The 25799-nt window shown below is 65.5% G+C and carries 17 protein-coding genes and 1 pseudogene; 15 read left to right on the top strand and 3 right to left on the bottom strand.

Annotation, left to right across the window (positions count from 1 at the left end; genetic code table 11):
• The first annotated feature begins 9 nt into the window (after positions 1–9).
• The 6 genes from N2605_RS18535 (at position 10) to N2605_RS18510 (ending at position 6220) form a co-directional block, all read left to right on the top strand.
• Positions 10–543, top strand: a complete 534-nt coding sequence (locus N2605_RS18535; RefSeq protein ID WP_225125182.1) for a copper chaperone PCu(A)C — start codon at positions 10–12, stop codon at positions 541–543.
• Between the two features lie 29 nt (positions 544–572).
• Positions 573–1091: a YcnI family protein gene (locus N2605_RS18530; protein WP_225113116.1), complete on the top strand. Its 519-nt coding sequence runs from the start codon at positions 573–575 to the stop codon at positions 1089–1091.
• Positions 1091–2653, top strand: coding sequence for a copper resistance CopC/CopD family protein (locus N2605_RS18525; protein WP_225125183.1), 1563 nt, complete (start codon positions 1091–1093; stop codon positions 2651–2653). Before N2605_RS18530 ends, N2605_RS18525 begins: the two co-directional genes overlap by 1 nt.
• A 164-nt stretch (positions 2654–2817) precedes the next feature.
• Positions 2818–4137 carry a proline--tRNA ligase gene (gene proS / locus N2605_RS18520; RefSeq protein WP_225113118.1) on the top strand — a complete coding sequence of 440 codons (1320 nt, stop codon included), beginning with the start codon at positions 2818–2820 and terminating at the stop codon, positions 4135–4137.
• A 90-nt stretch (positions 4138–4227) separates the two neighbouring features.
• Positions 4228–5508, top strand: coding sequence for a lipoprotein-releasing ABC transporter permease subunit (locus N2605_RS18515; RefSeq protein ID WP_036010095.1), 1281 nt, complete (start codon positions 4228–4230; stop codon positions 5506–5508).
• Between the two features lie 7 nt (positions 5509–5515).
• Positions 5516–6220 carry an ABC transporter ATP-binding protein gene (locus tag N2605_RS18510; RefSeq protein WP_036010093.1) on the top strand — a complete coding sequence of 235 codons (705 nt, stop codon included), beginning with the start codon at positions 5516–5518 and terminating at the stop codon, positions 6218–6220.
• Positions 6221–6312: 92 nt separating this feature from the next.
• Here the strand turns inward: N2605_RS18510 and N2605_RS18505 are convergent, their stop codons facing one another.
• A complete protein-coding gene (locus N2605_RS18505) occupies positions 6313–7392 on the bottom strand; it encodes a zinc-binding dehydrogenase (RefSeq protein ID WP_036025284.1) in 1080 nt (359 codons plus the stop codon).
• A 111-nt stretch (positions 7393–7503) separates the two neighbouring features.
• Between N2605_RS18505 and N2605_RS18500 the strand changes: the two genes are divergently transcribed.
• Both N2605_RS18500 and N2605_RS18495 read left to right on the top strand, forming a co-directional pair.
• Positions 7504–8277 (top strand): helix-turn-helix transcriptional regulator, encoded by a 774-nt coding sequence (locus N2605_RS18500; RefSeq protein WP_260342028.1) that lies wholly within the window; start codon positions 7504–7506, stop codon positions 8275–8277.
• A gap of 171 nt (positions 8278–8448) precedes the next feature.
• Positions 8449–11598 (top strand): GAF domain-containing protein, encoded by a 3150-nt coding sequence (locus N2605_RS18495; RefSeq protein ID WP_260342027.1) that lies wholly within the window; start codon positions 8449–8451, stop codon positions 11596–11598.
• A gap of 46 nt (positions 11599–11644) precedes the next feature.
• Here the strand turns inward: N2605_RS18495 and N2605_RS18490 are convergent, their stop codons facing one another.
• Both N2605_RS18490 and pdxR read right to left on the bottom strand, forming a co-directional pair.
• On the bottom strand, positions 11645–12964 hold the full coding sequence (locus N2605_RS18490) for a hypothetical protein (RefSeq protein WP_260342026.1): 1320 nt from the start codon (positions 12962–12964) through the stop codon (positions 11645–11647).
• A gap of 158 nt (positions 12965–13122) precedes the next feature.
• The gene (gene pdxR, locus N2605_RS18485) at positions 13123–14529 is read right to left on the bottom strand and encodes a MocR-like pyridoxine biosynthesis transcription factor PdxR (RefSeq protein ID WP_260347459.1); all 1407 of its coding nucleotides are present in this window, start codon (positions 14527–14529) and stop codon (positions 13123–13125) included.
• Positions 14530–14642: 113 nt separating this feature from the next.
• Between pdxR and N2605_RS18480 the strand changes: the two are divergent.
• The 7 genes and pseudogenes from N2605_RS18480 (at position 14643) to N2605_RS18450 (ending at position 25686) form a co-directional block, all read left to right on the top strand.
• Positions 14643–15103: pseudogene (locus tag N2605_RS18480) on the top strand (carboxymuconolactone decarboxylase family protein).
• A gap of 41 nt (positions 15104–15144) precedes the next feature.
• A complete protein-coding gene (locus N2605_RS18475) occupies positions 15145–15783 on the top strand; it encodes an HD domain-containing protein (RefSeq protein ID WP_036025269.1) in 639 nt (212 codons plus the stop codon).
• 557 nt (positions 15784–16340) lie between these two features.
• Positions 16341–17063, top strand: coding sequence for an outer membrane protein (locus N2605_RS18470; RefSeq protein ID WP_225124086.1), 723 nt, complete (start codon positions 16341–16343; stop codon positions 17061–17063).
• A gap of 446 nt (positions 17064–17509) precedes the next feature.
• Positions 17510–21013, top strand: a complete 3504-nt coding sequence (gene dnaE / locus N2605_RS18465; RefSeq protein WP_260342025.1) for a DNA polymerase III subunit alpha — start codon at positions 17510–17512, stop codon at positions 21011–21013.
• Between the two features lie 272 nt (positions 21014–21285).
• Positions 21286–21648, top strand: coding sequence for a DUF2846 domain-containing protein (locus N2605_RS18460; RefSeq protein ID WP_036010067.1), 363 nt, complete (start codon positions 21286–21288; stop codon positions 21646–21648).
• A 249-nt stretch (positions 21649–21897) separates the two neighbouring features.
• Positions 21898–22683 (top strand): carbonic anhydrase, encoded by a 786-nt coding sequence (locus N2605_RS18455; protein WP_036010065.1) that lies wholly within the window; start codon positions 21898–21900, stop codon positions 22681–22683.
• A 222-nt stretch (positions 22684–22905) separates the two neighbouring features.
• Entirely contained in the window at positions 22906–25686 is a 2781-nt protein-coding gene (locus tag N2605_RS18450) for a caspase family protein (RefSeq protein ID WP_260342024.1), read from the top strand.
• Positions 25687–25799: the final 113 nt, after the last annotated feature.

Here is a 25799-nt window from a genome sequence, read left to right as displayed (position 1 = left end):
GGGAACCAAATGAACAGGATCAAGCTATCACTTCTGGCGGCCGCCATGCTGCTCGGCACCAGCGCGGCAGTCGCAGCCGACGACGTCAAGGCCGGCGATCTCGTCATCTCGCAGGCCTGGAGCCGGGCGACGCCGGGCGGCGCCAAGGTCGCCGGCGGCTATCTGACCATCGAAAACAAGGGGAGCGCCGCCGACAGGTTGGTCAGCGTGTCCGCCGATATCGCAGGCAAGGCCGAGATTCACGAGATGGCCATGGACAACGGCGTGATGAAGATGCGCGCGCTCGACAAGGGATTGGCGATCGAGCCCGGCAAGACCGTGAAGCTCGCCCCCGGCGGCAATCATTTGATGCTTCAGGAGCTGAAGGGGCCGTTCAAGCAGGGCGACAAGGTGCCGGTGACGCTTCAGTTCGAGAAGGCCGGCAAGATCACTGTTGCCCTCGACGTCCAGGGCGTCGGCGCGCAAGCACCGGGCGGCGGGGGGCACTCGGGTCACATGGACATGAAGAAAATGCCGGATCATTCGGGAATGAAGATGAAATGAGACTGTTCTGGACTCTCGGGAGACCGAATATGTCGAAGCGATCCTGCCTGATTCTGATTGCCGCGGTCGCCGCATCACCAGTGGCGGCGCATGTCTCTCTCGAGACCAAGCAAGCCACAATCGGCGCGTCCTACAAGGCGGTGTTCACCGTGCCGCATGGCTGCGCGGGCTCGCCGACGGTGAAGCTCCGCGTGCAGATTCCGGAAGGGGTCATCGCGGTGAAGCCGATGCCGAAGGCCGGCTGGACCATCGACGTCGTCGAGGGCAAATATGCGGGGGAATACGACTATCACGGCAACAAGCTCTCGTCCGGCGTCAAGGAGGTGGCGTGGTCCGGCGGCAAGCTGCCGGACAAGAACTATGACGAGTTCATCATGCAGACGGTGCTGACCGACAAGCTCAAGGCGAACACGACCTTGTACTTCCCAGTGGTTCAAGAATGCGAGACCGGCGTCAGACGCTGGATCGAGATCCCAACCGAGGGGTCAAGCCATTCGCATGAGGGCAAGTCGCCGGCGCCTGGCGTCAAGCTCCTGCCGAAACCCTGATGCGCCTCCTCGCCGCGCTCGCGACGCTGCTCTTCGCTGCGGGCTTCGCGAGCGGTGCGCTCGCGCATGCGGCGCTGATCTCGGTCGAGCCGGCGAATGGCAGCACGCTCGCGACCGCGCCCAAGATGGTCGAGCTGCGGTTCAACGAACCGGTAACGCCGGGCGCGATCCGGCTGATCGACGGGACGGGCAGGGCGCGGGACGAGACGCGCGTCAGCGCGTCCGGCGACACGATTTCGATCCAGATGCCGGCGGATCTGCCTGAGGGGACCGCGGTCGTCAGCTATCGCGTGGTCTCGCAGGATGGCCATCCGATCGTGGGATCGGTGATGTTTTCAGTCGGCATGCCGTCGGAGACGAAGCCGTCCGCGAGTACTGACCATTGGTTGGCCGCGCTGATCTGGCTGGCGCGCGTTGGCCTCTATCTCGGTCTGTTCGTAGGCGTCGGCGGTGTGTGGTTTGCGCGCTGGATATCATGGTCTCTGGCCGGCATGACCGTGCCGCGCATGGCGCTCGCGGTCGGCCTTTCCAGCGCGGTGGTGTCGCTCGGTGCGCTGGGTCTCGATCTCCTCGGCCTGCCGCCGGCGGCGCTCGCGACGGCCGCGCCTTGGAAGGTCGCGGTGGCAACCAGTGCCGGCCGCGCGTTTCTAGTTGCTGCCGCCGCGATGCTGTTCGCCTTGCTGGCGCTCCGCAGCGCATGGTCTTCGCGGGCTCTTGCGATCATTGCCATGGTCGGCGTGGGCCTGTCGCTCGCCATGAGCGGGCATGCCGCAACGGCGCCGCCTCGAATGATGATGCGCCCGGCGATGTTTCTTCACGGCCTGTGCGTTGCGCTATGGATCGGCGCTCTTGCTCCGCTCGCGGCTTTGCTGTCGAAGCCGACGCCGGCAACACTCGCCGTCGTGAAGCGCTTCTCGGGCATCGCCATGCCGGCGGTCGGCGTGCTGGCATTGACGGGCCTCGCCCTTGCGATTGTTCAGCTCGAAAAAGTTTCGGCGTTGGTCGAGACCCGCTATGGCCTCATCCTCTCGATCAAGCTCGGCCTGGTTCTCATGCTGCTCGCACTTGCGGCGCTCAACCGCTTCCGCCTCACTCCGGCACTCGCCCGCGATCGTGGAGCCCAGACCATCCTCAAGCGCTCGATCCTCCTCGAATGCGTGATCGCCCTCGCCATCTTTGCCGTCGTCGCCGGCTGGCGCTTCACGCCGCCGCCGCGAACGATCATTCCGGAGACGCCGTTGGCGATCCACATCCACGGCGACAAGGCGATGTTCCAGGTGCTGGTGTCACCTGGAAAGGTCGGCAAGGACGATTTCGTGCTCCAGCTCATGACCGGCGAGGGGACGCCCCTGGCGGCCAAAGAGGTGACGTTGACCCTCAGTCTGCCCGAGCGTGGCATCGAGCCGATGGAACGGGTCGCCTTGCTCGGGCCGGATGGCTACTGGCACGTGCGCAGGGTCGAGCTGCCCTTCGCCGGCCGCTGGCGTGTGCGGATCGAGGCGCTTGTGAGCGATTTCGAGAAGATCACGCTGGCGGATGAACTCGAGGTGCCGCCGCCCTAGGCTCACCGGCTTTGCTGAGCACGGTGCTCCTGAAGTCAAACCTGAAGGCAACGGAAAAATGACAGCTATTTCGCCGCGTTAGCGGCTTTTCTTCATTCCCGTCTTGTGTTTTCGCTCCCAATCCGGTTTCACTGCAGGCGATCACTGATTCCCAGAGTATTACCATGCGGTTGTCGCGGTTCTTTCTGCCCATCCTGAAGGAAAATCCGAAAGAGGCGGAGATCGTCTCGCATCGGCTGATGCTGCGTGCCGGCATGATCCGGCAGGAGGCGGCGGGCATCTATGCCTGGCTGCCGCTCGGCTTTCGCGTGCTGAAGAAGATCGAGCAGATTGTGCGCGAGGAGCAGAATCGGTCTGGCGCGATCGAGGTCTTGATGCCGACCCTCCAGCTCGCCGACCTCTGGCGCGAGAGCGGCCGCTACGACGCCTACGGCCCGGAGATGCTGCGCATCGCCGACCGCCACAAGCGCGAGCTGCTGTACGGACCGACCAACGAGGAAATGATCACCGAGATCTTCCGCGCCTATGTGAAGTCCTACAAGAACCTGCCGCTCAATCTCTATCATATCCAATGGAAATTCCGCGACGAGCAGCGTCCGCGTTTCGGCGTAATGCGCGGCCGCGAGTTCCTGATGAAGGATGCCTATTCCTTCGACCTCAACGAGGCCGCGGCGCGCGTCGCCTACAACAAGATGTTCGTCGCATACTTGCGCACCTTCGCGCGGATGGGGCTGAAGGCGATCCCGATGCGCGCCGAGACCGGCCCGATCGGCGGCGATCTCAGCCACGAGTTCATCGTGCTCGCCGAGACCGGCGAATCCGGCGTGTTCATCAATCGCGATGTGCTGGACCTGCCGGTGCCGGGCGAGGACGTGGATTATGAGAGCGACCTGACGCCGATCATCAAGCAATGGACCTCGCTCTATGCGGCGACCGAAGACGTCCACGATGCCGCGCGGTTCGAGCAGGAGGTGCCCGTGGACAAGCGGGTGAACACCCGCGGCATCGAGGTCGGCCAGATCTTCTATTTCGGCACCAAATATTCCGAGCCGATGAAGGCGCTCGTGGCGGGGCCTGATGGTGTCGACGTGCCGATCCATGGCGGCTCGTACGGTGTCGGCGTCTCGCGCCTGCTGGGTGCCATCATCGAGGCTTGCCATGACGATGCCGGCATCAAATGGCCGGAAGCGGTGGCACCGTTCCGCGTCTCGATCCTCAACCTGAAGCAGGGCGATGCGGCCGTCGATGCGGCCTGCGAGAAGCTCTATGCCGAGCTCACGGCCAAGGGCGTCGACGTGCTCTATGACGACACCGATCAACGCGCCGGTGCCAAATTCGCCGCCGCCGACCTGATCGGCATCCCCTGGCAGATCATGATCGGGCCGAAGGGGCTCGCCGACGGCAAGGTCGAGATCAAGCGGCGCAGCGACGGCGCGCGCGAGACCATGTCGCCTGCCGACGCGGTTGCAAGACTTGTGGGCTGAGAAGGCTGATCGGCTGAATATTGTTCATCGCGCGATATCGCGGCCGCCAATCCGGCCACAATTGACCCCGAATCATGGGATTATCGAGCGATGGATGAGACCATGACCGAAACCGTGCAAACCGCGCCTTTCGCGCCCTTCGAGTGGATGCTGTCGGCGCGCTATTTGCGGGCGCGGCGGAAAGAGGGATTCATCTCGGTCATCGCCGGGTTCTCCTTTCTCGGCATCATGCTCGGCGTTGCGACGCTGATCATCGTCATGGCCGTGATGAACGGCTTCCGCAAGGAGCTGCTCGATAAGATCCTGGGCCTCAACGGCCACATCCTGGTCCAGCCCCTGGAATCGCCGCTGACCGACTGGAAGGACGTTGCCGACCGCCTCAGCCAAGTCGAGGGCATCCGGCTCGCGGCGCCGGTGGTTGACGGTCAGGCGCTGGCGTCATCGCCTTGGAACGCCTCGGGCGTCCTGGTGCGCGGCATCCGCTCCGACGATCTCAACAACCTCACCTCGATCGCCAAGAACATCAAGCAAGGCTCGCTCGAGGGGTTTGACGAAGGGCAGGGCGTTGCGATCGGCCGCCGCCTCGCCGACCAGCTTTCGTTGCATGCCGGCGACAGCATCACGCTGGTGGCGCCCAAGGGCGCAGTGACGCCTATGGGAACGACGCCGCGCATAAAACCGTACAAGATCGTCGCGGTGTTCGAGATCGGTATGTCCGAATACGATCTCGGCTTCGTGTTCATGCCGCTTGCCGAGGCGCAGGCCTATTTCAACCGCAGCAACGACGTCACCTCGATCGAGGTGTTCACGACCAACCCCGACAGGATCGACGCCTTCCGCAAGGCGGTGACGGAGGCGGCGGGCCGGCCGATCTTCCTGGTGGATTGGCGGCAGCGCAATTCGACCTTCTTCAACGCGCTCCAGGTTGAACGTAACGTGATGTTCCTGATCCTGACCATGATCGTGCTGGTCGCCGCGCTCAACATCGTCTCCGGCCTGATCATGCTGGTGAAGGACAAGGGCAGCGACATCGCGATCCTGCGCACCATGGGCGCCTCGCAAGGCTCGATCATGCGGATCTTCCTGATCACGGGCGCTTCGATCGGCGTCGTCGGCACGCTGGTCGGCTTCTGCGTCGGCCTCGTGATCTGCGTTAACATCGAATCGATCCGGCAATTCCTGTCCTGGCTGACCTCGACCGAGCTGTTCTCGCCGGAGCTCTACTTCCTGTCGAAACTGCCCGCCGAGATCGACGTCGGCGAGACCACGGCCGTCGTCATCATGGCGCTGACGCTGTCGTTCCTGGCGACGCTCTATCCGTCGTGGCGCGCCGCGCGCCTCGATCCCGTCGAAGCGCTCCGGTACGAGTGAGGGGCTGATGGAGCAGCAGCAGGGGGCAGAAGATGTACCGGTCATTTATCTCCACGAGATAAAGCGGCAGTACTTGCAGGGCGAGGTGCCGCTGACGATCCTCGACGGCGCCAAGCTGGCGCTGTGGGCCGGCCAGTCCGTCGCCCTGGTGGCGCCGTCGGGCTCTGGCAAGTCGACGCTGCTGCACATCGCGGGGCTGCTGGAAGCCCCCGATTCCGGCGAGGTCTATGTCTCGGGCGCACCGACCTCGCAACTGCCCGACATCGAGCGCACCCAGCTGCGCCGCACCGATATCGGCTTCGTCTACCAGTCGCACCGGCTGCTGCCGGAGTTCTCGGCGCTCGAGAACGTCATGCTGCCGCAGATGATCCGCGGCCTGAAGAAGTCCGAGACCGTCAAGCGTGCCAAGGAGATCCTCGGTTATCTCGGCCTCGGCGACCGCATCACCCATCGCCCCGCCGAGCTGTCCGGCGGCGAGCAGCAGCGTGTCGCCATCGCCCGTGCAGTGGCCAATGCGCCGCGCGTGCTGTTTGCGGACGAGCCGACCGGCAATCTCGACCCCGGCACCGCCGAGCACGTGTTCCAGGCCCTGATGCAACTGGTCAAGGCGACGCACGTGTCGATGCTGATCGCCACCCACAACATGGAGCTCGCCGGCCGTATGGACCGGCGCGTCTCGCTGTCGAACGGCCAGGTGGTCGAACTCGACTAAAGAGCTCGAAAACAACCCCATGCACAGTAGCCAAGTGCTTGGTGAGACTTCCGAAAAAAATCGAAGACGGCGGTCCGTCGCCGCCTCACGATTCAGGGCCTGATCACCGTCAATTTGAACGGTCCGCCATTGGCGGCAGCATGCGCCACGGCTTCGTTGGCGTGGTCGAGATCGAAGGTCTCTGTCTCGTACTCTTCCAGCCGCAGCAGCCCGGCACGCACCAGTGCGATCAGGCGGCTGGCCGCGTCGGGCGGATACATCCAGACGCCGTGGATGCTGATGCAGTTGCGCATGATCCAGGGGTAGGGCAGCTCGAGGCCCGGCCCGCCCGCCATGCCGACGCCACCCATCAGCACGACGCGTCCGTAAGCGCGGACCGTCATGACTGCCGCGCGCACGACAGTCGGGCTCACCGAGGGCGGCATGATGTCGAAGACGCAGTCGATCGGCCCCGGTGCGGCGCGCTTCATCGTCTCACGGTCGTCGTCCTCGTCACCCGAGAGCTTGACCGGCTTCACCCGCGCCCCGAAGCGGCGGACGAGGTCGGCGAGGATCCGTTCGTTGCGGCCCGGCGCGACCACGCAGGCTGCGCCCATCGCCAGCGCGACGGAGACGGCGGCGCTGCCGAAATTGCCGGTGGCGCCGCTCACCAGCACGGTCTCGCCCGGGCGAAGGTTTGCCGCAAGGAAGCCGCCATAGGGCACCAGCAGCGTGCCCAGCGCGCACCATTGTTTCGCCTGCTCGGACGTGATCGGGCCGAGGGGTTTGACGTTCTCGGTCGGCACCCGCATCTGCTCGGCGAAGGAGCCGTGGCGAAAGTGCCGTTGCAGGCGCATGCCGCCGGGTCCCGCGGCGGTCAGGCCCTGCAGGGCGATATCCGGCGCCGCGGCGTCATCGCGCGAGCGCACTGTCGGATCGCAGAACACCCAGTCGCCGACGGCAAGCCTGGTCGCGTCCGGACCGATCGCGCGCACGCGGCCGACGCCGCCTGGGCCTGGAATGATTGGCAGGTCGAGCGCGTAGTTGCGCGTCCCGTCGAAGACCTCGTTCATGTAGGACAGCACGCGCGTCGCGACGACGTCGACGATGACCTCGCCGGTGCCGAGCACCGGTTCGGGGACAGTCTCGATCGCCAGCGGCGAGCCGAAGGATTTGAGTACGGCAGCTTTCATGATGTTCACCTCGAGGTCGGGTGAAGTCCGTATGCGCCGACCTGTCCGGAGACAGGAAGGCCCGGTATTATCCTAGTATTCCGTAGGCCCTCCATCGCCGGGACATCTGCCATGGTCGATCCACGCCGCGTTGAATTCGGGGACTTCCTGAGGTCCCGCCGCGAAAAGCTGTCGCCGAAGGCGGTCGGGCTTCCGGCGGGCAGGCGCCGGCGCACCGCGGGGCTGCGCCGCGAGGAGGTTGCGCAGCTCGCCGGCATCGGCGTCGACTGGTACATCCGTCTCGAGCAGGGGCGCACGGTCAGCCCGTCCGTGACCACCGTGGATGCGCTGGCCCGGGCCCTCCGTCTCAGCAAGGCCGAGCACGCCCACCTCAAGGCGCTGGCGCGCGAGCCCGCAAGGAGCCCCTTCACCCGCGAGATCGTGCCTCCGCCCATTCGTCGCATGATCGAGAGCCTGCATCAGCCGGCCTACATCACCGGCCGGCGCTGGGACGTGCTGGCCTGGAACGATGCGGCCGAGGAGGTGTTCGGGTTCGGGCGATTGCCGGAGCAGGATCGCAACACGCTGCTTCTTATGTTGACGAACAAGCAGACGCGAAAATCCTATGGCGCCGGCTGGACCGACGTAGCCAAGGCGATGGTGGCGATGTTTCGCGCCAAGCACGACGTCTGGGCCGGCGATCCCGCCTTCACGGAGCTGCTGACGCGACTGCGCGAGGGCAGCCCGGAATTCGTCAAATGGTGGGAGGCGCACGACATCCGCAGCACCATCTCGGGCCGCAAGACCATGAACCATCCGAGCAAAGGCGTGCTGCACTTCGAGCACACCAGCTTCCAGGCCAACGACGATCCCGCACTGAAGCTCGTGATCTATACGCCGCTCTAAGCCCGCCGTTGTTGAAGACACTTGACCACCTGCATCGCGCGCTGGGCCGAGCAGGACCCGAGAGGCGTCTTGATGCTGAGCCGCCCCTCGCGCCGGGAACCGAAGGCCCCACCTACAGTTACTGTCTCATCATTGTGCAGGTGGAGCGAGGGACGTGTTCGGGGTTGACCGATGACGACAGCGACCGGGGGATCCTCGGCCGACCGCAACGCCGTCTTGGCCACCCTCGGCGATCATATTCGAGAGATCGGCAGCCCCGACGATCTCGCCTATGCGGCGGCCGAGCTGCTTGGCCGCAGCCTCAATGTCAGCCGGGCAGGTTACGGCACCGTCGACACCTCCGCCGAGACCATCACGATCGCGCGCGACTGGAATGCGCCTGGGATCTTGAGCCTGGCCGGCGTGCTGCGCTTTCGCGACTATGGCAGCTATATCGAAGACTTGAAGCGGGGCGAGACGGTCGTCTGCGCCGATGCTGAAAAGGACGCTCGCGTCGGCGACCGCGCCCGAGCTCTCGAGGCGATCTCGGCGCGCGCATTCGTCAACATGCCGATTTCCGAGCCCGATGGGGTCGTGGCGCTGCTCTACCTCAACAATGCCACGCCGCGCGAATGGACCCCGGCGGAGCTCGAGCTCATCCGCGAGGTTGCCGAACGCACCCGCACCGCCGTTGAACGTCGCCGCGCCGAGAGCGCGGTGCGCGAGAACGAAGCGCGACTCCTCTTCCTGGACGCTCTCAACAAGGAAACGGCCAAGACGCGCGATGCAGACGGCGTCATGGCAGTGACGACGCGAATGGTCGGTGAGTATCTCGGCGTCTCCAACTGCGCCTATGCCGACATGGATCCCGATCAGGACGGCTTCACCATCCGCGGGGATTGGGCTGCCCCCGGTGCGATGCACATAGTGGGGCACTACAGCCTTGCCGACTTCGGCGAGAAGGCGGTGCGAGAGCTGGGCGCCGGCCGCCCCCTCATCATCAACGACAATCTGAAGGAGATCGCCCCCGAGGAAGCCGCCACCTTCCAGCGCATCGGCATCGGTTCGACGATCTGCATGCCCTTGGTGAAGGAGGGGCGCCTGACCGCCTTGATGGCCATTCATCACCGTGGCCCGCATCTTTGGACGCCGCGCGAACTTGCCTTGCTCACCGAGGTGACGGAGCGATCATGGGCGCACATCGAGCGCGTCCGATCGGAGCAGGCGGCGCGCGAAGCTGCCGAGCGGCTCGTCCTCGCCAACAAGGCCGCCGGAATCGGCACCTGGGACTACGATCCGGTCAACGACATTCTTCGATGGGATAACCGCTGCAAGGAGGTGTTCGGTCTCTCACCGGATGCCGAGGTCAGCTACGAGGGCTCATTCCTGAAGGGCATCCATCCCGACGACAGGCAGCGCGCCCATGAGGCCGTCTCGACCGCGTTACAGCCCAATTCTCCGGGAAGCTACAACATCGAATACCGCACCATCGGCATCGAGGATGGTGTCGAGCGCTGGATCGCCGCAACGGGTCACGCGATCTTTTCTGACGGCCACGCCACGCGATTCATCGGGACCGTGCTGGATATATCCGCGCAAAAGAAGACCGAGCGTCATCTGAGGATCCTCAACGACACGGGAGCATCGGTTGCCCGCGAACGCGATCTCGAGAGGATCGTGCAGATCGTGACGGATGCCGGCGTCGAGCTGACGGGCGCCCAGTTCGGAGCCTTCTTCTACAACGTCCTGGCCGCGGACGGCGGCAGCTACATGCTGTATTCGCTGTCCGGCGTGCCGCGATCCGCTTTCGAAAACTTCCCGATGCCGCGCGCCACCGCCGTGTTCGAGCCGACCTTCAAGGGCACGGGCGTGGTGAGGTCGGACGACATCCTGCAAGACCCGCGCTATGGCAAGAATGCGCCGCGGAAAGGCATGCCCGAGGGCCATCTTCCGGTCCGGTCCTATCTGGCGGTCCCCGTGATCTCGCGCAGCGGCGAGGTGCTCGGTGGGCTTTTCTTCGGTCATGCGGAGGTCGGTCGATTCCACGAGGAGCACGAATCCGCATTGCTCGGCATTGCCGGCCATGCCGCGACGGCCATTGACAATGCCCAGCTGCTGACCAGGCTCGAAGCGCTCAATGCCGAGCTGGAGCAACGTGTCGCCGACGAGATCGCCGAGCGCATGAAGGCCGAGGAGCAATTGCGGCAATCGCAGAAGATGGAAGCCGTCGGGCAATTGACCGGGGGGATCGCCCACGACTTCAACAACATGCTGGCCGTCATCCTCGGCAGCTTGAATCTCGCCAAACGGCGGCTCGGCAAGGGCGAGCTCAACATTGACCGCTTCTTGGATAGTGCAACGGATGGTGCGAACCGTGCCGCCACGTTGACGCAAAGATTGTTGGCGTTCTCGCGGCAGCAGCCTCTTGCGCCCGAGGTCGTGGACATCAACAAGATGGTCGGTGAGATGAGTGAGCTGCTCGAGCGCTCGCTCGGCGAGCTCGTCCGTCTCGAGACGGTCCTCGCGGCTGGCCTTTGGCGCGTCAAGGCAGACCCTGCCCAGCTCGAAAGCGTTCTCGTCAATCTTGCTGTCAATGCACGCGATGCCATGCCTAAGGGTGGCAGGCTGACGATCGAAACCGCCAACGCCTCGATAGATCGAAAATATGCCCGCGAATACGCGCTGCAGCCCGGGCAGTACGTGCTCATTGCGGTGACGGACAACGGCACGGGCATTGCGGCGGACGTGCTGGGAAAGGTCTTCGATCCGTTCTTTACGACCAAGGTCGTCGGCAAGGGGACTGGACTTGGCCTCAGCCAGGTCTACGGCTTCGTGCGGCAGTCGGGCGGTCATGTCAAAATCTATTCGGAGGTGGATGTCGGTACGACCGTGAAGATCTATCTTCCACGGTTCGCGGGCCAGGAGCCTGTCTCAACTCCGTCGCACGGCGTGCCACATCCCGGTGCAAGTCCGCAGAGCGAGACCATCCTCGTCGTCGAGGACGACGAGCGGGTCCGCGGCATCTCGTCCGAAAGCCTGCGCGAGCTTGGTTATACCGTCGTCGAGGCCGCCAGCGCCCGGGAGGCGATCGGCAAGATCGAAGGCGGTTTCGTTCCGGATCTGCTGTTCACAGACGTCGTCATGCCCGACATGACCGGTGCCGAACTCGCGGCCGAGCTGTCGAGACGATACCCGGATCTGAAAGTGCTGTTCACCACCGGCTACACGCGCAACGCGATCGTCCACAATGGCGTGCTCGATGCCGGCAAGCATTTGCTGTCCAAGCCCTTTGCGATCGAAGACCTGGCCGCCAAGGTCCGCTCCCTGCTCGACGAGGGGTGAATGAATGTTGCGCGTTGAATCGTCCCCGGCGATGTCCGATGGCATTTCAAGGCGACGGAGCGGGCCGAGGGTTTGTGCTGACGGTCAGTTGGGGGGCGGGCGTCCAAGGGCTCTCGGGCCAATGAACTGCCTGCCAGGGAGCCGCTTTCCCAGGCGTCGTCGGCCAGGAGCTTGTCGGGCCCGGCGTCGGCAATGCGCAGGATGCCTTGAGCCGAGCCCATTGTGACGGCAGGCCCGCCAGGTCGAGCTCGAATGTCATGATGTCCGTCTTGTCGTCCGCGATCGGCGTGCTTTCGCGGACATGCAGGGAGCGGGAGGCCAGTATCGCCTTGACCATGTCGGGGTCGATGTTGCTGCGCCAGACCTCGTGCTTGCCGGTCCGCAGCGGAGATCCTCCGGCCGTCTTCTCCTTGTCGGCATCCGCCGTGATCAGGATCGTGCTCTTGCCGGTGGCCTTTTCGTCGACCTCGGCCGCAAATGTCAGCGGTGCGCCCTTGCTGCTTTCGCAAGACAGGCGCAGCTCCATCGTTCGGAACGCGGAGCCGTTCGCCTTCTTTGCGGTCGCGATCTTGCGGACGAACGGCCGGGCCTCCTTCTCCAGCGACCAGTTTGTCTCAGCGAGCGGTCGCGTGTCGATGCCGAAACCGTGGAGCTCGGATCGCGTCAGCACGTGCAGGCTTTCGAATTTCACCGTCCGGATCAGCGAATCGAGCTCGCGACCAATTCCCATCGCGGCGATGAACGCGGCGCGATCGCGATCGGCCGCCAACAGCCGGCGACGCCTGTATTCCGCGACGGCCGCCGGATCGGGCCGTCCGTCGAAGGCGAGCACCAGCCTGGAATTATGGACCGCTATTGCGGCGTCGGGGGCGACCTCGCGCGATGCCGCCCCCAGAAACAGGTATGCGCAGGCCGAGTTGCACATGGCGCGGGTCGTGGTGAGCTCGGCCTCGACCTCGCCGCTTGCGTTCTTGAGCTTCAGGCAGGCGGCATCCACCTGCGTGCCCGCGGCGCAGGCGGTCGCGATCGTCCGGCCAACCCTGGCAACCGCCTTGCGGCTGCGCAGCAACCGCGCGATCGCGTAAGACTGCTCGACGTTGCCGCCTGGCGAATGGAGATAGATCGGACGCTGCAGGTCCTTGACGGCGGCGAGGAAGCGGCGAATGCGCAGCGCAGCCTCCCGATCGATCTCGCCCTCGATGGCGATCCAGCGATCGCAGCCCGGGCCGCATGCGTCGGCAGGTCCCTTGGCGAGATAGATCGTCAGCCTGGAGGCAAATCCGGTTTTCTCGGCCGGCATTGCTTCGGCACGCAAAGTGCCGGGAAGCAAGAGCGAGGCAAGGAGGAGCAGGATACGGACATGCATGCAGCAAGCGACCACGCACGGCGAGGAAGAGGTTCGACCCTATATGAGGACCACCGTTATCACAACTTTTGATGGCCGGCCGGTGCACGCTTATTTCGTTCACCGGCCACCGCAGCAACGCACCCATGCGCGGCGTGCTGTCGTCCGTCAGGTCAAGATCAGGTCAGACGATCGATGATTTGCAACAGTCGATCGCAGGACGCCTCAATTCGTTTGAGCGGAGACGTTGCCACGCCGAGCAAAAGTCCCGGGCGCACTGATCCGTTCGACGCATACCAGAGCGATAGCGGCGTAGGCGCAAGTCCCAGCCGTGCTGCTTCCCTGGCGACGGCCAGATCGGGTGCTCCGTCCGCCAATTGCAGGACCGCCGCCAACCCGGCAAGCGCAATGTTCGCGGTGCGCGCGCGAAGGTACTTCAGCAATGCATCGCCTTGTGCAGCGTAAACCCGCTTCGTGCGCCGAAGATGCCGCAGATAATGGCCCTCGCGCATGAAGTCGGCCATCGCGCGCTGCACCGCCGGCCCAGGCGCGGGCGCAAGGCACGCAGCAGCTTCGGCAAATTGCGACGCCAGGGCGGCCGGTGCGACGACAAAGCCCAGCCGCAGGGCAGGCGTCACCGTCTTGCTGAAAGAGCCGATGTGAATGACGCGGCCGGCGCGGTCGAGCGATGCGAGCGCCGGCGTCGCCCGGCCCTTGAGCTGAAGCTCGCTGAGATAGTCATCCTCGATCACCCATGCCTTGCTTTGCGCTGCCCAGTCGAGCAGGCGTGAGCGCCGCACAAGCGACAATGTGGAGCCGAGCGGCGCCTGCTGGCCCGGTGTCACGACCACCAGTGCCGCATCAGGAGCATGTTTCATGCCGTAATCGACATCGATGCCGTCCGCATCAACGGGGATCGGCGCAACCGACAATCGCGCAAGCGCGAGACCCTGCCGGGTAAAGGGAAAGCCAGGGTCCTCCATCCAGGCCTTCTTCTGCTCGAGTCCGAGGACGCGGAGCGCCAAGCCAAGGCCGCCGCTGAAACCGGCAGTGACGATGATCTGGAACGGCGCGCATTCGATCCCGCGCGCCAGCGCGAGGTAGGCCGCGATCTCGCGCCGCAACGCCAGCTCGCCGCGTGGATCCGGGTAGATCGCCGGTGCGCTCACCTCCGCCCGAACTGCCTGCGCGCGCATCCGCGCCAGCAATGTCGCGGGAAGGGTCTCCTGCGCAGGCACGCCCATCTGGAAGATCGCGGGCCCCGCCGTCAGCTCCTGGTACATCTCCATGAACGAGCCGGGCGACGGGGCGCTGTCCCGCCTTGCTGGGAACGGGGGCCTGTCGGCGACATGGGTTCCTGTCGCGCGGCTTGCGACGATCAGTTGGGCGGATGAGAGCTTTTCGTACGCCACCCGTACGGTGCCGCGGGCGACGCCGAGTTGGGCGGCGAGATCCTGCCAGGAGGGCAGGCGTGCGCCGGGGGCGAGAACGCCGCTTTCGATCGCGGTCCTGATCCCCTTGTGGATCTGCTCGGCCAGCGGCGTCTTTGCAGATCGATCGAGCTCCAGATGCAGCGGCCTCGTCATGCCTGCGTGGTACACGAGTTTTGTACGTTCTTGGTGCTTTTTTGTGGACCAGTGCAGGGGCACCTAAGGGGGCAAGAGGGAGGGTTCATCCCCGATCATCAAGGAGCAGGCAGATGAGCGAACGGCTCAACTACAATCACGTCGCACCGGCAGGTATGAAGGCGCTGGGCGGTGTCTACGGCTACGTCATGCAGAGCGGACTTCCCGCGACGCTTGTCACCCTGGTCTATCTTCGCGTGTCGCAGATCAACAATTGCGCCTACTGCTTCGACATGCATACACGCGACCTGCTGAAGAGCGGCGTGAAAATCGAAAAGATCGCGCTGGTCCAGGCCTGGGCCGAGGCGGGCCATCTTTTCGACGAGCGCGAGCGTGCGGCTCTCGCATGGGCCGAGACGATCACCCGCGTCGCCGAGACCAACGTCCCGGATGAGGCCTATCAAGCTGTTCGCAAAGTCTTCAGCGAGCGCGAGCTAGTCGATCTCACGATCGCGATCAGCCTGATGAATGCGTACATCGCATGTCGATCAGCTTTCGAAATACGCCGCAGGCCGCGCTCGAGGAGGCCGCCTGACCCGAAGGGAATCAGCCGAAACAGAAAGCAGGAACCTGAAAATGACGAGAGTGATCTCCGGCGTCAAAATTCCCGACAGCCAACTGGCTCGCGAGGCCGCCGAGCTGGTGCGCAGTTACGAAGACGAGATGTTGTTCAACCATTCCGTTCGCGTCTACGTGTTCGGCGCGATGACGGGATTGCGCCAGAAGCTGAAGTTTGATTCCGAGCTTCTCTATGTCGCGGCCCTGTTTCACGACCTCGGCCTCGTCGATCACTACCATACCGCGACCAAGCGGTTTGAAGTCGACGGTGCCGATGCAGCGCGCGAGTTTCTGCGGGCACGCGGCATCGCTGATTCCCAGGCCGATCTGGTGTGGGAGGCCATCGCCCTGCACACCACGCCCGGCATTCCGCAATATATGAGACCGGAAATCGCGCTCACCAACGCAGGCGTTCTGGTGGATGTGGTGGGCATCGGGTATGATCATTACACACCGGAGCAGCGCGAGCAGGTGATCTCGGCGTTCCCGCGCGGTGACTTCAAGAACGAGTTCGTGAAGGTACAGACCTGCTCGGCGCTGAAGAAACCGCAGACGACGTTCGGGACGGTCAACTTCGACTACATCGCAGATCACGATCCGAGCTTCCAAAGGCCGAACGCGTGCACGCGGATCCGCAATGCGCCCTGGCAAAGCTGAGCAGACGCAGCGCGCTCATCGCAGGGCTATGGCATTTGAGAGCTGTTCAGCCGTTCCTGCGACCATCCTTCGAGATGTCCGCTTCAGGCGGGCTTTTCAGGTGAAAGACGGTGTGTGAGGCTGCAGCTTCCAAAAGGCACTGTCGCTGATTGGCCTCATCACGCAGACGACTCTGATCGCGTATGGGGTGTCGCTTTGTCCGGCGAAGTACGCGCGGAGGCGAGCTAGCGATTGACGCGCCCACGAATGTGATGAAAGCGAGCGAAAAGATGGCGACAATTTGGATGAGGAACTTATTCGCATTCGCCTCTTCCATCACGCTAATGTGCGCGCGACGATGTTGCGCGCGCATGCAGCTTGTCTCGCCTCGTCAACATTGAAACTGCTGCAAAACCCCTTGTTTGATAGGGTGTCCGCGATGCTCGATTAACATTCGTTAATGAGCAAAGTCCTTTCGATCACACTGTGGCGCCGCGGCTACAGCAATTCCGTCGATCGCTGTTATGACGACCCACGGCCGGGGGGCCCACTACTGAAGAAACTGGAACGGGAATCAAATGAAGAAGAATTTGTTGCTTGCAGCTGTCAGCCTGGTCGCGCTTGGTGCGACTGCGCCGGCACTTGCGGCTGATCTCGCGGCACGGCCCTACACCAAAGCACCGCCCGCGGCGATCGCTGCGGTGTATGACTGGAGCGGCTTCTACATCGGTATCAACGGCGGCGGCGGTTCGGCTGACACGTCGTGGGATCTGGTCGGCTTCGGTCCGGAAGGCTCCCACAACTCGACCGGCGGCACCGTCGGTGGCCAGATCGGTTACCGCTTTCAGTCCGGCCAGTTCGTGTTCGGTCTCGAGGGCCAGGGCAACTGGGCCGACTTCTCGGGTGACAACATCAGCGCAATCACCGGTTTGCGGAACCGGACGCGCGTCGATGCGTTCGGTCTGATCACAGGCCAGGTTGGCTATGCCTGGAACAACGTCCTGCTCTACGCGAAGGGCGGTGCGGCGGTCGTCAGCAACAAGTACGACGTCTACAGCGTCGTGACGGGTGCGAATCTCGACCGGGCCGACGAGACCCGCTGGGGTGCCACGGTTGGCGCGGGCCTGGAGTTTGGTTTTGCTCCGAACTGGACGGTCGGCGTCGAGTACAACCACATCTTCCTCGGCGACCACAACGTCACCTTCGCCAGTGGCGCTGTCGAACGCATCGGGCAGGACATCGACATGGGTCTCGTCCGCCTGAACTACAAGTTCGGCGGCCCGATGATCGGCCGTTACTGAGACTGACCGCTCCACGTGAGTGGCTGACGAAAGCCCCGGCCTCGGCCGGGGCTTTTTTGCTGTTTGTCTTCAGCGAGTTAACCATCTCCTTTCGGCGGCTTCCGGATCGCTTGACTCCATAGAACGAAATGAGAACAATGTTCTTCATACGTTCCAACAAGGGAGCCGGCCATGTTCAGGGTTTTCGTGGAAGAAGCCGCCGCACTGGCGTCCATCACGCTGTTCGTCGGGATGATCGCGATCTGGGCCCAGGTCATTCCGCAGCTGTAGGCCGGCTTTCTCCGACCTCTTGGGGAAAAGCGGGACGACGCGCCCAAGCGGCCGCTCCGGCGTGGACTCTCAAGCTGTGAGACCCCACCATTGAGAGGCGAGTCGGCCGCGAGTGCATGATGCCTTGAGGCGCCGGAGACCGCTCCATCTCATCTGCAAGAGGCCGTCACGCGACCATGCCGAGCGCCGGATTTGTTCACCTTCACGTTCACTCGGCCTATTCGCTGCTCAAGGGCTCGATCAAGATCGCCAAGCTCGCCGAGCTTGCCAAGAAGGACCACCAGCCGGCGCTGGCGCTGACCGACACCGACAATCTGTTCGGCGCGCTGGAGTTCTCCGACAAGATGGCGAGCTCCGGCATCCAGCCGATCGTCGGCTGCGAGCTCGCCATCGATTTCGGCGATCAGGATCCCAATGCGCGCAACGCGATGGGACCCTCGCGCGTGGTGTTGCTCGCCGCGCAGGAGCGCGGTTATCGCAGCCTGATGCGGCTGAACTCGCGCGCGTTTCTGGAATCGCCGGACAGCCATGCTCCGTTCATCAAGCTCGACTGGCTCGAGGGCGAGACCGAGGGCCTGATTGCGCTGACGGGCGGGCCGGACGGGCCGATCTCGCTGGCGCTCGCCGGCGGCATGGCCGAGCTCGCCGGCGCGCGGTGCGAGCGTCTGGCCGCTCTTTTCGGCGACCGTCTCTACATCGAATTGCAGCGCCACAACGCCGAGAAGGAGCGGCGCGTCGAAGGCGGCCTGATCGACATCGCCTACGCCAAGGGACTGCCGCTGGTTGCGACCAACGAGCCGTATTTCGCAACCACCGACGATTACGAAGCACATGATGCGCTGCTCTGCATCGCCGGCGGCCGGCTGATCGCCGAGACCGACCGTGTGCAGCTGACGCCGGATCATCGCTTCAAGACGCGCGCCGAGATGGCGGTGCTGTTCGCCGACATTCCGGAGGCGCTGGCCTCGACGGTGGAGATCGCCGAGCGCTGCTCGTTCCGGCCGATGACGCGCAAGCCCATCCTGCCGTTCTTCACCGTCGGCGCCGCGGCGAGCTCGGATGCCGCCGCGGTCGAGGCGGCCGAGCTGAAGCGCCAGGCGGAGGAGGGGCTCGCCAACCGTCTGCGCGTGCACGGCCTCTCTCAGGGCACGACGGAAGAAGACTACAACAAGCGCCTGGCGTTCGAGCTCGACGTCATCATGCGCATGAAGTACGCGGGCTACTTCCTGATCGTGTCCGACTTCATCAAATGGGCCAAGGCTCACGGCATTCCGGTCGGGCCGGGCCGCGGCTCCGGCGCAGGCTCGCTAGTGGCGTGGGCGCTGACGATCACCGACCTCGACCCGATCAAGTTCGGCCTGCTGTTCGAGCGCTTCCTCAATCCGGAACGCGTCTCGATGCCGGACTTCGACATCGACTTCTGCCAGGACCGCCGCGGCGAGGTGATCAGTTACGTGCAGCAGCGCTACGGCCGCGACCAGGTCGCGCAGATCATCACCTTCGGTACGCTGCAGGCGCGCGGCGTGCTGCGCGACGTCGGCCGCGTGCTGCAGATGCCCTACGGCCAGGTCGACAAGCTGACCAAGCTGGTGCCGCAGAATCCGGCGGCGCCGGTGACGCTGGCCGCCGCGATCGAGAGCGAGCCGAAGCTGCAGGCGTTCCGCGACGAAGATCCCGTGGTGGCGCGCGCCTTCGACATCGCCCAGCGTCTCGAAGGCCTGACCCGCCACGCCTCGACCCACGCGGCCGGCATCGTGATCGGCGATCGTCCGTTGAGCGAGCTCGTGCCGCTCTACCGCGATCCCAAATCCGACATGCCGGTGACCCAGTTCAACATGAAATGGGTCGAGCCGGCGGGGCTCGTCAAATTCGACTTTCTCGGCCTGAAGACGCTGACCGTGCTCGACGTCGCCTGCAAGCTGCTCAAGCCGCGCGGCATCGATGTCGATCTCGCCACGCTGCCGATCGACGATGCCGAGAGCTATCAGATGCTGGCGCGCGGCGACGTGGTCGGCGTGTTCCAGGTTGAAAGCCAGGGCATGCGGCGGGCGCTGATCGACATGCGCCCCGACCGTTTCGAGGACATCATCGCGCTGGTCGCGCTCTATCGGCCGGGCCCGATGGCGAACATCCCGACCTATTGCGCGCGCAAGCACGGCGACGAGGAGCCGGAATATCTGCACCCCGTGCTGGAGCCGATCCTGAAGGAGACCTTCGGCGTCATCATCTACCAGGAGCAGGTGATGCAGATCGCGCAGGTGATGTCGGGCTATTCGCTCGGCGACGCCGACCTGTTGCGCCGCGCCATGGGCAAGAAGATCCGCGCCGAGATGGACAAGCAGCGCGACATCTTCGTCGCGGGCGCCGTGAAGAACGGCGTGCCGAAGGGGCAGGCCGAAACCATCTTCGAGCTGCTGGCGAAATTCGCCGACTACGGCTTCAACAAGAGCCACGCGGCGGCCTATGCGCTGGTGTCCTACCACACCGCATACATGAAGGCGCATTATCCGGTGGAGTTCATCGCCGCGTCCATGACGCTCGATCTGAACAACACCGACAAGCTCTCCGAATTCCGCTCCGAGGCGCAGCGGCTCGGCATCAAGGTCGAGCCGCCGAACATCAACCGGTCGGGCGCGACCTTCGAGGTCGGCGAGAACACGATCTACTACGCGCTCGCCGCGCTCAAGGGCGTCGGCATTCAGGCGATCGAGCAGATCATCGCGGAGCGCACCCGGGGCGGCCTGTTCACCTCGCTCGCCGATTTCGCCGCGCGCGTCTCGCCGCGCGCGATCAACAAGCGCATCATCGAAAGTCTCGCCGCCGCCGGCGCCTTCGACACGCTGGAGCCGAACCGGGCGCGCGTCTTTGCCGGTGCGGATGCGATCCTCGCCGCCTGCCAGCGCGCGCATGAAGCTGCGACCATCGGCCAGAACGACATGTTCGGCATGTCGGCGGATGCGCCGACCATCATGCTGCCGCAGGTCGAGCCATGGCTGCCGGCCGAGCGGCTGCGCCGCGAATACGACGCGATCGGCTTCTTCCTGTCGGGACATCCGCTCGACGATTACGCGACCGTGCTGAAGCGGCTGCGGGTGCAGAGCTGGGCCGAGTTCTCGCGCGCCGTGAAGACCGGCGCCACCGCTGGCAAGGTTGCCGCGACCGTGGTCTCGCGCATGGAGCGGCGTACCAAGACCGGCAACAAGATGGGCATCATGGGGCTGTCCGATCCCACCGGCCATTTCGAGGCGGTGCTGTTCTCGGAAGGCCTTGCGCAATATCGCGACGTGCTGGAGCCGGGCGCGGCCGTGCTGCTGCAACTCGGGGCCGAGCTTCAGGGCGAGGACGTCCGCGCCCGCGTGCTGCATGCCGAGCCGCTCGATGATGCCGCGGCCAAGACGCAGAAGGGGCTGCGCATCTTCCTGCGCGACACCAAGCCGCTGGACTCGATTGCCAAGCGTCTCGCCGGGCCCGAGATGGCGGCTTCCAACGGCGGCGCGCCGAAGGTCGGCAGTCCCAGCATCGCACCCCGCGGAAACGGCGACGGCGAGGTCTCGCTGGTGCTGATGCTCGACCTCGAGACCGAGGTGGAGATGAAGCTGCCCGGCCGCTTCAAGGTCTCGCCGCAGATCGCCGGCGCGATCAAGGCGGTGGCAGGCGTCGTCGACGTGCAGCAGCTTTAGCTTCTCCGCCACGCGTTCCGGTTTTTGCAAAGTCGTCATACTGCATCGGTTGCAACCCTGCGCTGATTCCGACTAGCATGTCCCCGGGGAATGGAATGGGGCGTGTGATGCTGCGACAGGTTGCGTTGTTGTTGGCCGTTTGTGCCATGCTGACGGGGTGCGTCAGCAATCAGGTTGGGACGGACTTTGCGTCGGTGTCGAAAAAGGTTGGTCCTCCGCGCGCGGGGCACTCGCGTGTGGTGTTCCTGCAGGACAAGAGGAGCGGCTTGAGCATGGCCATTTGCGCCTGCGAGGTGAAGCTCGACGGTGCGCCGCTCGGAAAAGTCGTGGCCGGGAAATATGCCTATGCCGACCGGCCTGCCGGGCGTCACGACGTGCTGCTCACCGAGCTGATGTTTCCGGGCGAGACCAAGCGCGAGATCGTCATGGAGGCAGGCCGGACGCATTTCTACCTGATCAAGAGCAGCCCCCGGCACGATGCGGCCATGGGCGGCGCCGTGCTCGGCGGTTTGGCCGGACTTGCGGTCGTGTCCGTCGCGACGGCGGGCGAGGCCAATCTCGGGCCGGGCGAGCTCGTCGCGCTGGATGAGGCAACCGCGCGGACGAAGCTCGCGGAGCTGGAAGCCGTCGAGTAGGGCGCGCGGTACGACGACGTGCCTCTGATCGCGCTGGCGCAGGGGCTCTTTGGCGGGTTGATCTCGAATGCATGCAGGCGGACGCATGTTCGTGCAATCGTCGGGCGCGGAATGACCGGCCTTTCGGCTTGCAGCATAGCGCGCGGTGCAGCAATCATCGGTTGCATCAACTAACATTTGTTATTTCTTCATATCGGCGCACCTATCTTCGCGACGCTTCATTCGTCCACTGACCCGAGGAGACGTCACATGTGCGACAAGTGTTCTGACACTCTGCATCACCAATCTCTGCGCCAAGACTCTCTGCGCCAAGACATCGCGCCGTCGCGGCGATCGGCGATGCTGTTTGGCGCCGCCGCGTTCGGCATGACCTTCGCCGGTGGAGCTTTCGCCAGTGGCGCCTTGGCCAAGGACGCCAAGCAGCCGCCAAAGCCGCAGAACGTGCTGTCGCCCGACGCGTCGCTGAAGCGGCTGATGGAAGGCAATGGGCGCTACGTCGCCGGCGTGTCGCGACGTCACGATTTCAAGCACGAGCGCGAGGCGCTGGCCGGCGGACAGAATCCGTTCGCGGCCGTGCTGAGCTGCGCCGACTCGCGCATCGCACCGGAATATGCGTTCGATGCGGGGCGCGGCGACCTCTTCGTCTGTCGCGTCGCCGGAAATTTTGCCGGCACCGAGACCATCGCAAGCATGGAATATGCGGTGGCGGTGCTGAACACGCCGCTGATCCTCGTGCTCGGCCATGATGCCTGCGGCGCGGTCGACGCGACGCTAAAGGCGATCAAGGACAATACGTCGCCGCCGGGGCACATTCCCTCGTTGGTCGATGCGATCGCGCCCGCCGCAAAGGCGGCGATGCAGCAGGGCGGGGACGTGCTCAACAAGGCGATCCGGCAGAACGTGGTCGACAACATCGCCAAGCTGAAGACGGCTGCGCCGATCCTCAATGCGGCCGCGGAGCAGGGCAAGCTGAAGGTTGTCGGCGGCATCTACCGGCTAACCACTGGCACGGTCGATCTGATCGCCCAGGGCTGAACGGGCCGAGGAGCCTTGTGCCGCAGTGCGGTCGCGAGGCTTGCGGGCCTCACGTGGAGGTTCGAGGTTTGACGTGAGGTTTGGCGTGGAGGTTTGAGTTGGGCGGCGGCGCCATGCCGCCGCCTCAATCCGCGCTTTTCGTTCAAGTGCCATTCAGCTGGCCGCGCGCCTGATATGCGGTATATGCGGTGGCTACCTCAACGACAAAAGCAGGCACAAGCCATGCGTGGGACGCTCAAAGTCTTCCTCTGCCTTCTCCTGCCGATGGCGATCCTTGCCGCAGGCGCGCCGCATCAGGCGCGTGCCCAGCAGCAGGAAAAGCGTATCGCGCTCGTGGTCGGCAATGGCGCCTACGCCAAATCGCCGCTGGCGACCACCGCGAACGATGCCGGCCTGATCGCGCAGACGCTACAGGCGGCCGGCTTCGACGTGGTCGGCGCGCGCGATCTCGACGGCGACACGCTGCGCAAGAGCTTGCGCGATTTCATCCAGAAGGCCCAGGCGTCGGGCCCGGGCACCGTCGCGATGATCTATCTTGCCGGCTACGGCGTGCAGCTCGCCGGCGAGAACTATTTCATCCCGGTCGATTCCAACATCAGCCGCGACACCGACATACCGACCGAGGCCCTGCGCATCAGCGACTATGCGCGCCAGCTCGCCTCGATTCCGCTCAAGGCCAATATCGTCGTGCTCGACGCAGCCCGTGCGCAGCCCTTCATCGAGGGCGGTCAGCCGATCGCGAGCGGTCTGGCGCTGGTCGAGCCCGAGGCGAACATGCTGATCGCCTTCAATGCCGCGCCCGGCACGGTGGCGCCGGAGGAGCCAGGGCCCTACGGCATCTATGCGCAGTCGCTCGCCGAGATGATCCGCACCGGCGGCCTGCCGCTGCCCGAGGTGTTCGACCGCGTCCGCCTGCGCGTCAACGAGGCCTCCAAGGGCGCGCAGGTGCCCTGGAACGAGCAGAAGATCTCGGCGCCATTCTCGTTCTTCGAGCGCGCGCCCGATGCGCCGCCGCCGCAGGCTGCGCCCGACCAGGTCGCCGCGATCCGCGGCAAGCCGATCCGCGATCTCGGGGTGCAGGACGCCTATGCCGCCGCGCTCGAGCGCGACACGCTGGCGGCCTATGAAGAGTTTCTCGCGGCCTATCCGAACGATCCCCTCGCCAAGCGCGTGATGGCGATCGTTGCCGCGCGCCGCGAAGCCATCACCTGGCGGCGGACCTACCGGACCGACACGCCGGAGGCCTATTGGTCGTATCTGCGCCGCTATCCGCGCGGGCCGCATGCGGCGGATGCGCGGCGCCGCCTTGCGATCCTCACCGCGCCGCCCGAGCCGCCGCCGACCTTCGCGATGATCGACTACGACGTGCCGCCACCGCCGCCGGAGGAGGTGGTCTATGTCGATCGCCCGGTGCTGTATTTCAGCGATCCCGATTTCGGCTTCGCGCCGCCACCGCCGCCGCCGGTCTATTATCTGCCGCCGCCGCCGCCGGATTTCGTCGTGCTGCCGCCGCCGCTGCCGGTGGTCGGTCTGTTCGTGCTGCCGCAGCCGGTGTTCGTGCCGATCCCGGTGTTCGTGAGGCCGCCGGTCTATGTCGCGCCGCCGCCGAACAACATCATCTACCAGAACATCCACAACACCACGGTCATCAACACCGTGATTAACCGCCCGCCGGCGCCGCCGCCGGCCGCGGGGCCGGCGCTCGGATCTGGGATCGGACCTGGCAATCTGGCGCCGGCGGTTGCCGGCCGCGCCACGCCGGCAGGACCGGCCGTGCCGCAGGCGGTCGTTCAGCGCGCCGCCCTGATCCAGCAGGGCAAGGCGCCGATGCCGCCGAGCGCGACCATCCAGCCGACGGCGAGGCCAGGTATCCCGACACCAGCTCCGGCCAATGTCGCGCCTGGCACGACAGCGCCGCCGCCCGCCGGCGCCAAGCTGCCGCAGGCCAATATTGTGCCGCCGCCAGGAGCTCCCGGCAGCCCGCCAGCCGGAGCGGCGCCCGGAGCTGGGACGCCGGGAGGCACACCAAGTCCGACCGCAAACGCTCCCGCCGGCAGTGCCGCTACAACCCCGCAAGCGCTGGCTCCGACCAAGCCGCCGCCGGCCAATACGCTGCCGGTGCCGGGATCTCCGGGCAGCCCGCCGGCCGGAGCGCCGCCCGCGACGGGGACGCCCGGCGGCACGCCCAGTCCGAGCGCGAACGCTCCCGCCGGCAACGCCGCAGCAACCCCGCAAGCGCTGGCCCCGACCAAGCTGCCGCCGGCCAATACGCTGCCCGTGCCCGGCACCCCCGGCGGGCCGCCGCCGGCCAGGGCAGGGGCTGCGCCCGGGACTGTCCCATCCCCTGGCAAGCCCGCCGCGACCGCCACGGCGCCGAGCGGCAACGTTCCGCCGGCGCAGCCGAACGCGGCAACGACGCCCAATCACCCGCCGGCTTCCGGAACCGCGGCGAGCCCGTCCGCGGCCCTGCCCAGGCCGGGGACGACGAGCCCGCCTGTGCCTGACCTGCGCGGCAGGCCCGGCGGGCCCCAGCCGGGCGCTTTGCCGCCGCCGAGCGCGGCCACCGGCAAGCCCGCGGCCCCGACTGCGGTTAAACCCGTGACACCTCCGCCGCCGCCCGTAGCGGCGCGGACACCGTCCGGAGTTCAGGGTCATCGGCCCGCGCCACCGCCGCCGCAGGCCGCCAGGCCCGCCGCTCCGCCGCCGCCTCCTCAGGCTCTGGCAAGGCCGACGCCGCCGCCTCCGCCGCGCGTTGCGCCACCTCCGCCGCCGCGAGCGGCGCCTCCGCCCGTGGCCGTGGCACGGCCGGCGCCGCCTCCGCCTCCGCCAGTAATGGCGCGGCCGGCACCACCTCCGCCGCCGGTTGCGCGGCCAGCGCCGCCGCCGCCGCCACCTCCGGTCGCCCGACCGGCGCCGCCGCCGATGGCCGCCGCGCCGCATGCGCCTCCGCGGCCGGCCGGCCCGCCACCGAAGAGCTGCCCCCCGGGCCAGCCCAGGTGTTAGGAGGCGCGAGGGGCAGGGGATACCGGGATGCGACAGCAGCCTAGAGGCGTCCCCAAAGGCCGTTATTTCCTTGCTTCTGGCCGAAATGGCGCTATATAGCGCGCCATCTCACA

The organism is Bradyrhizobium yuanmingense, assembly GCF_025200905.1.
GTDB lineage: Bacteria > Pseudomonadota > Alphaproteobacteria > Rhizobiales > Xanthobacteraceae > Bradyrhizobium > Bradyrhizobium yuanmingense.
The sequence above is the reverse complement of the archived record's forward strand: the minus strand, read 5'-3'. Positions and strand labels throughout refer to the sequence as shown.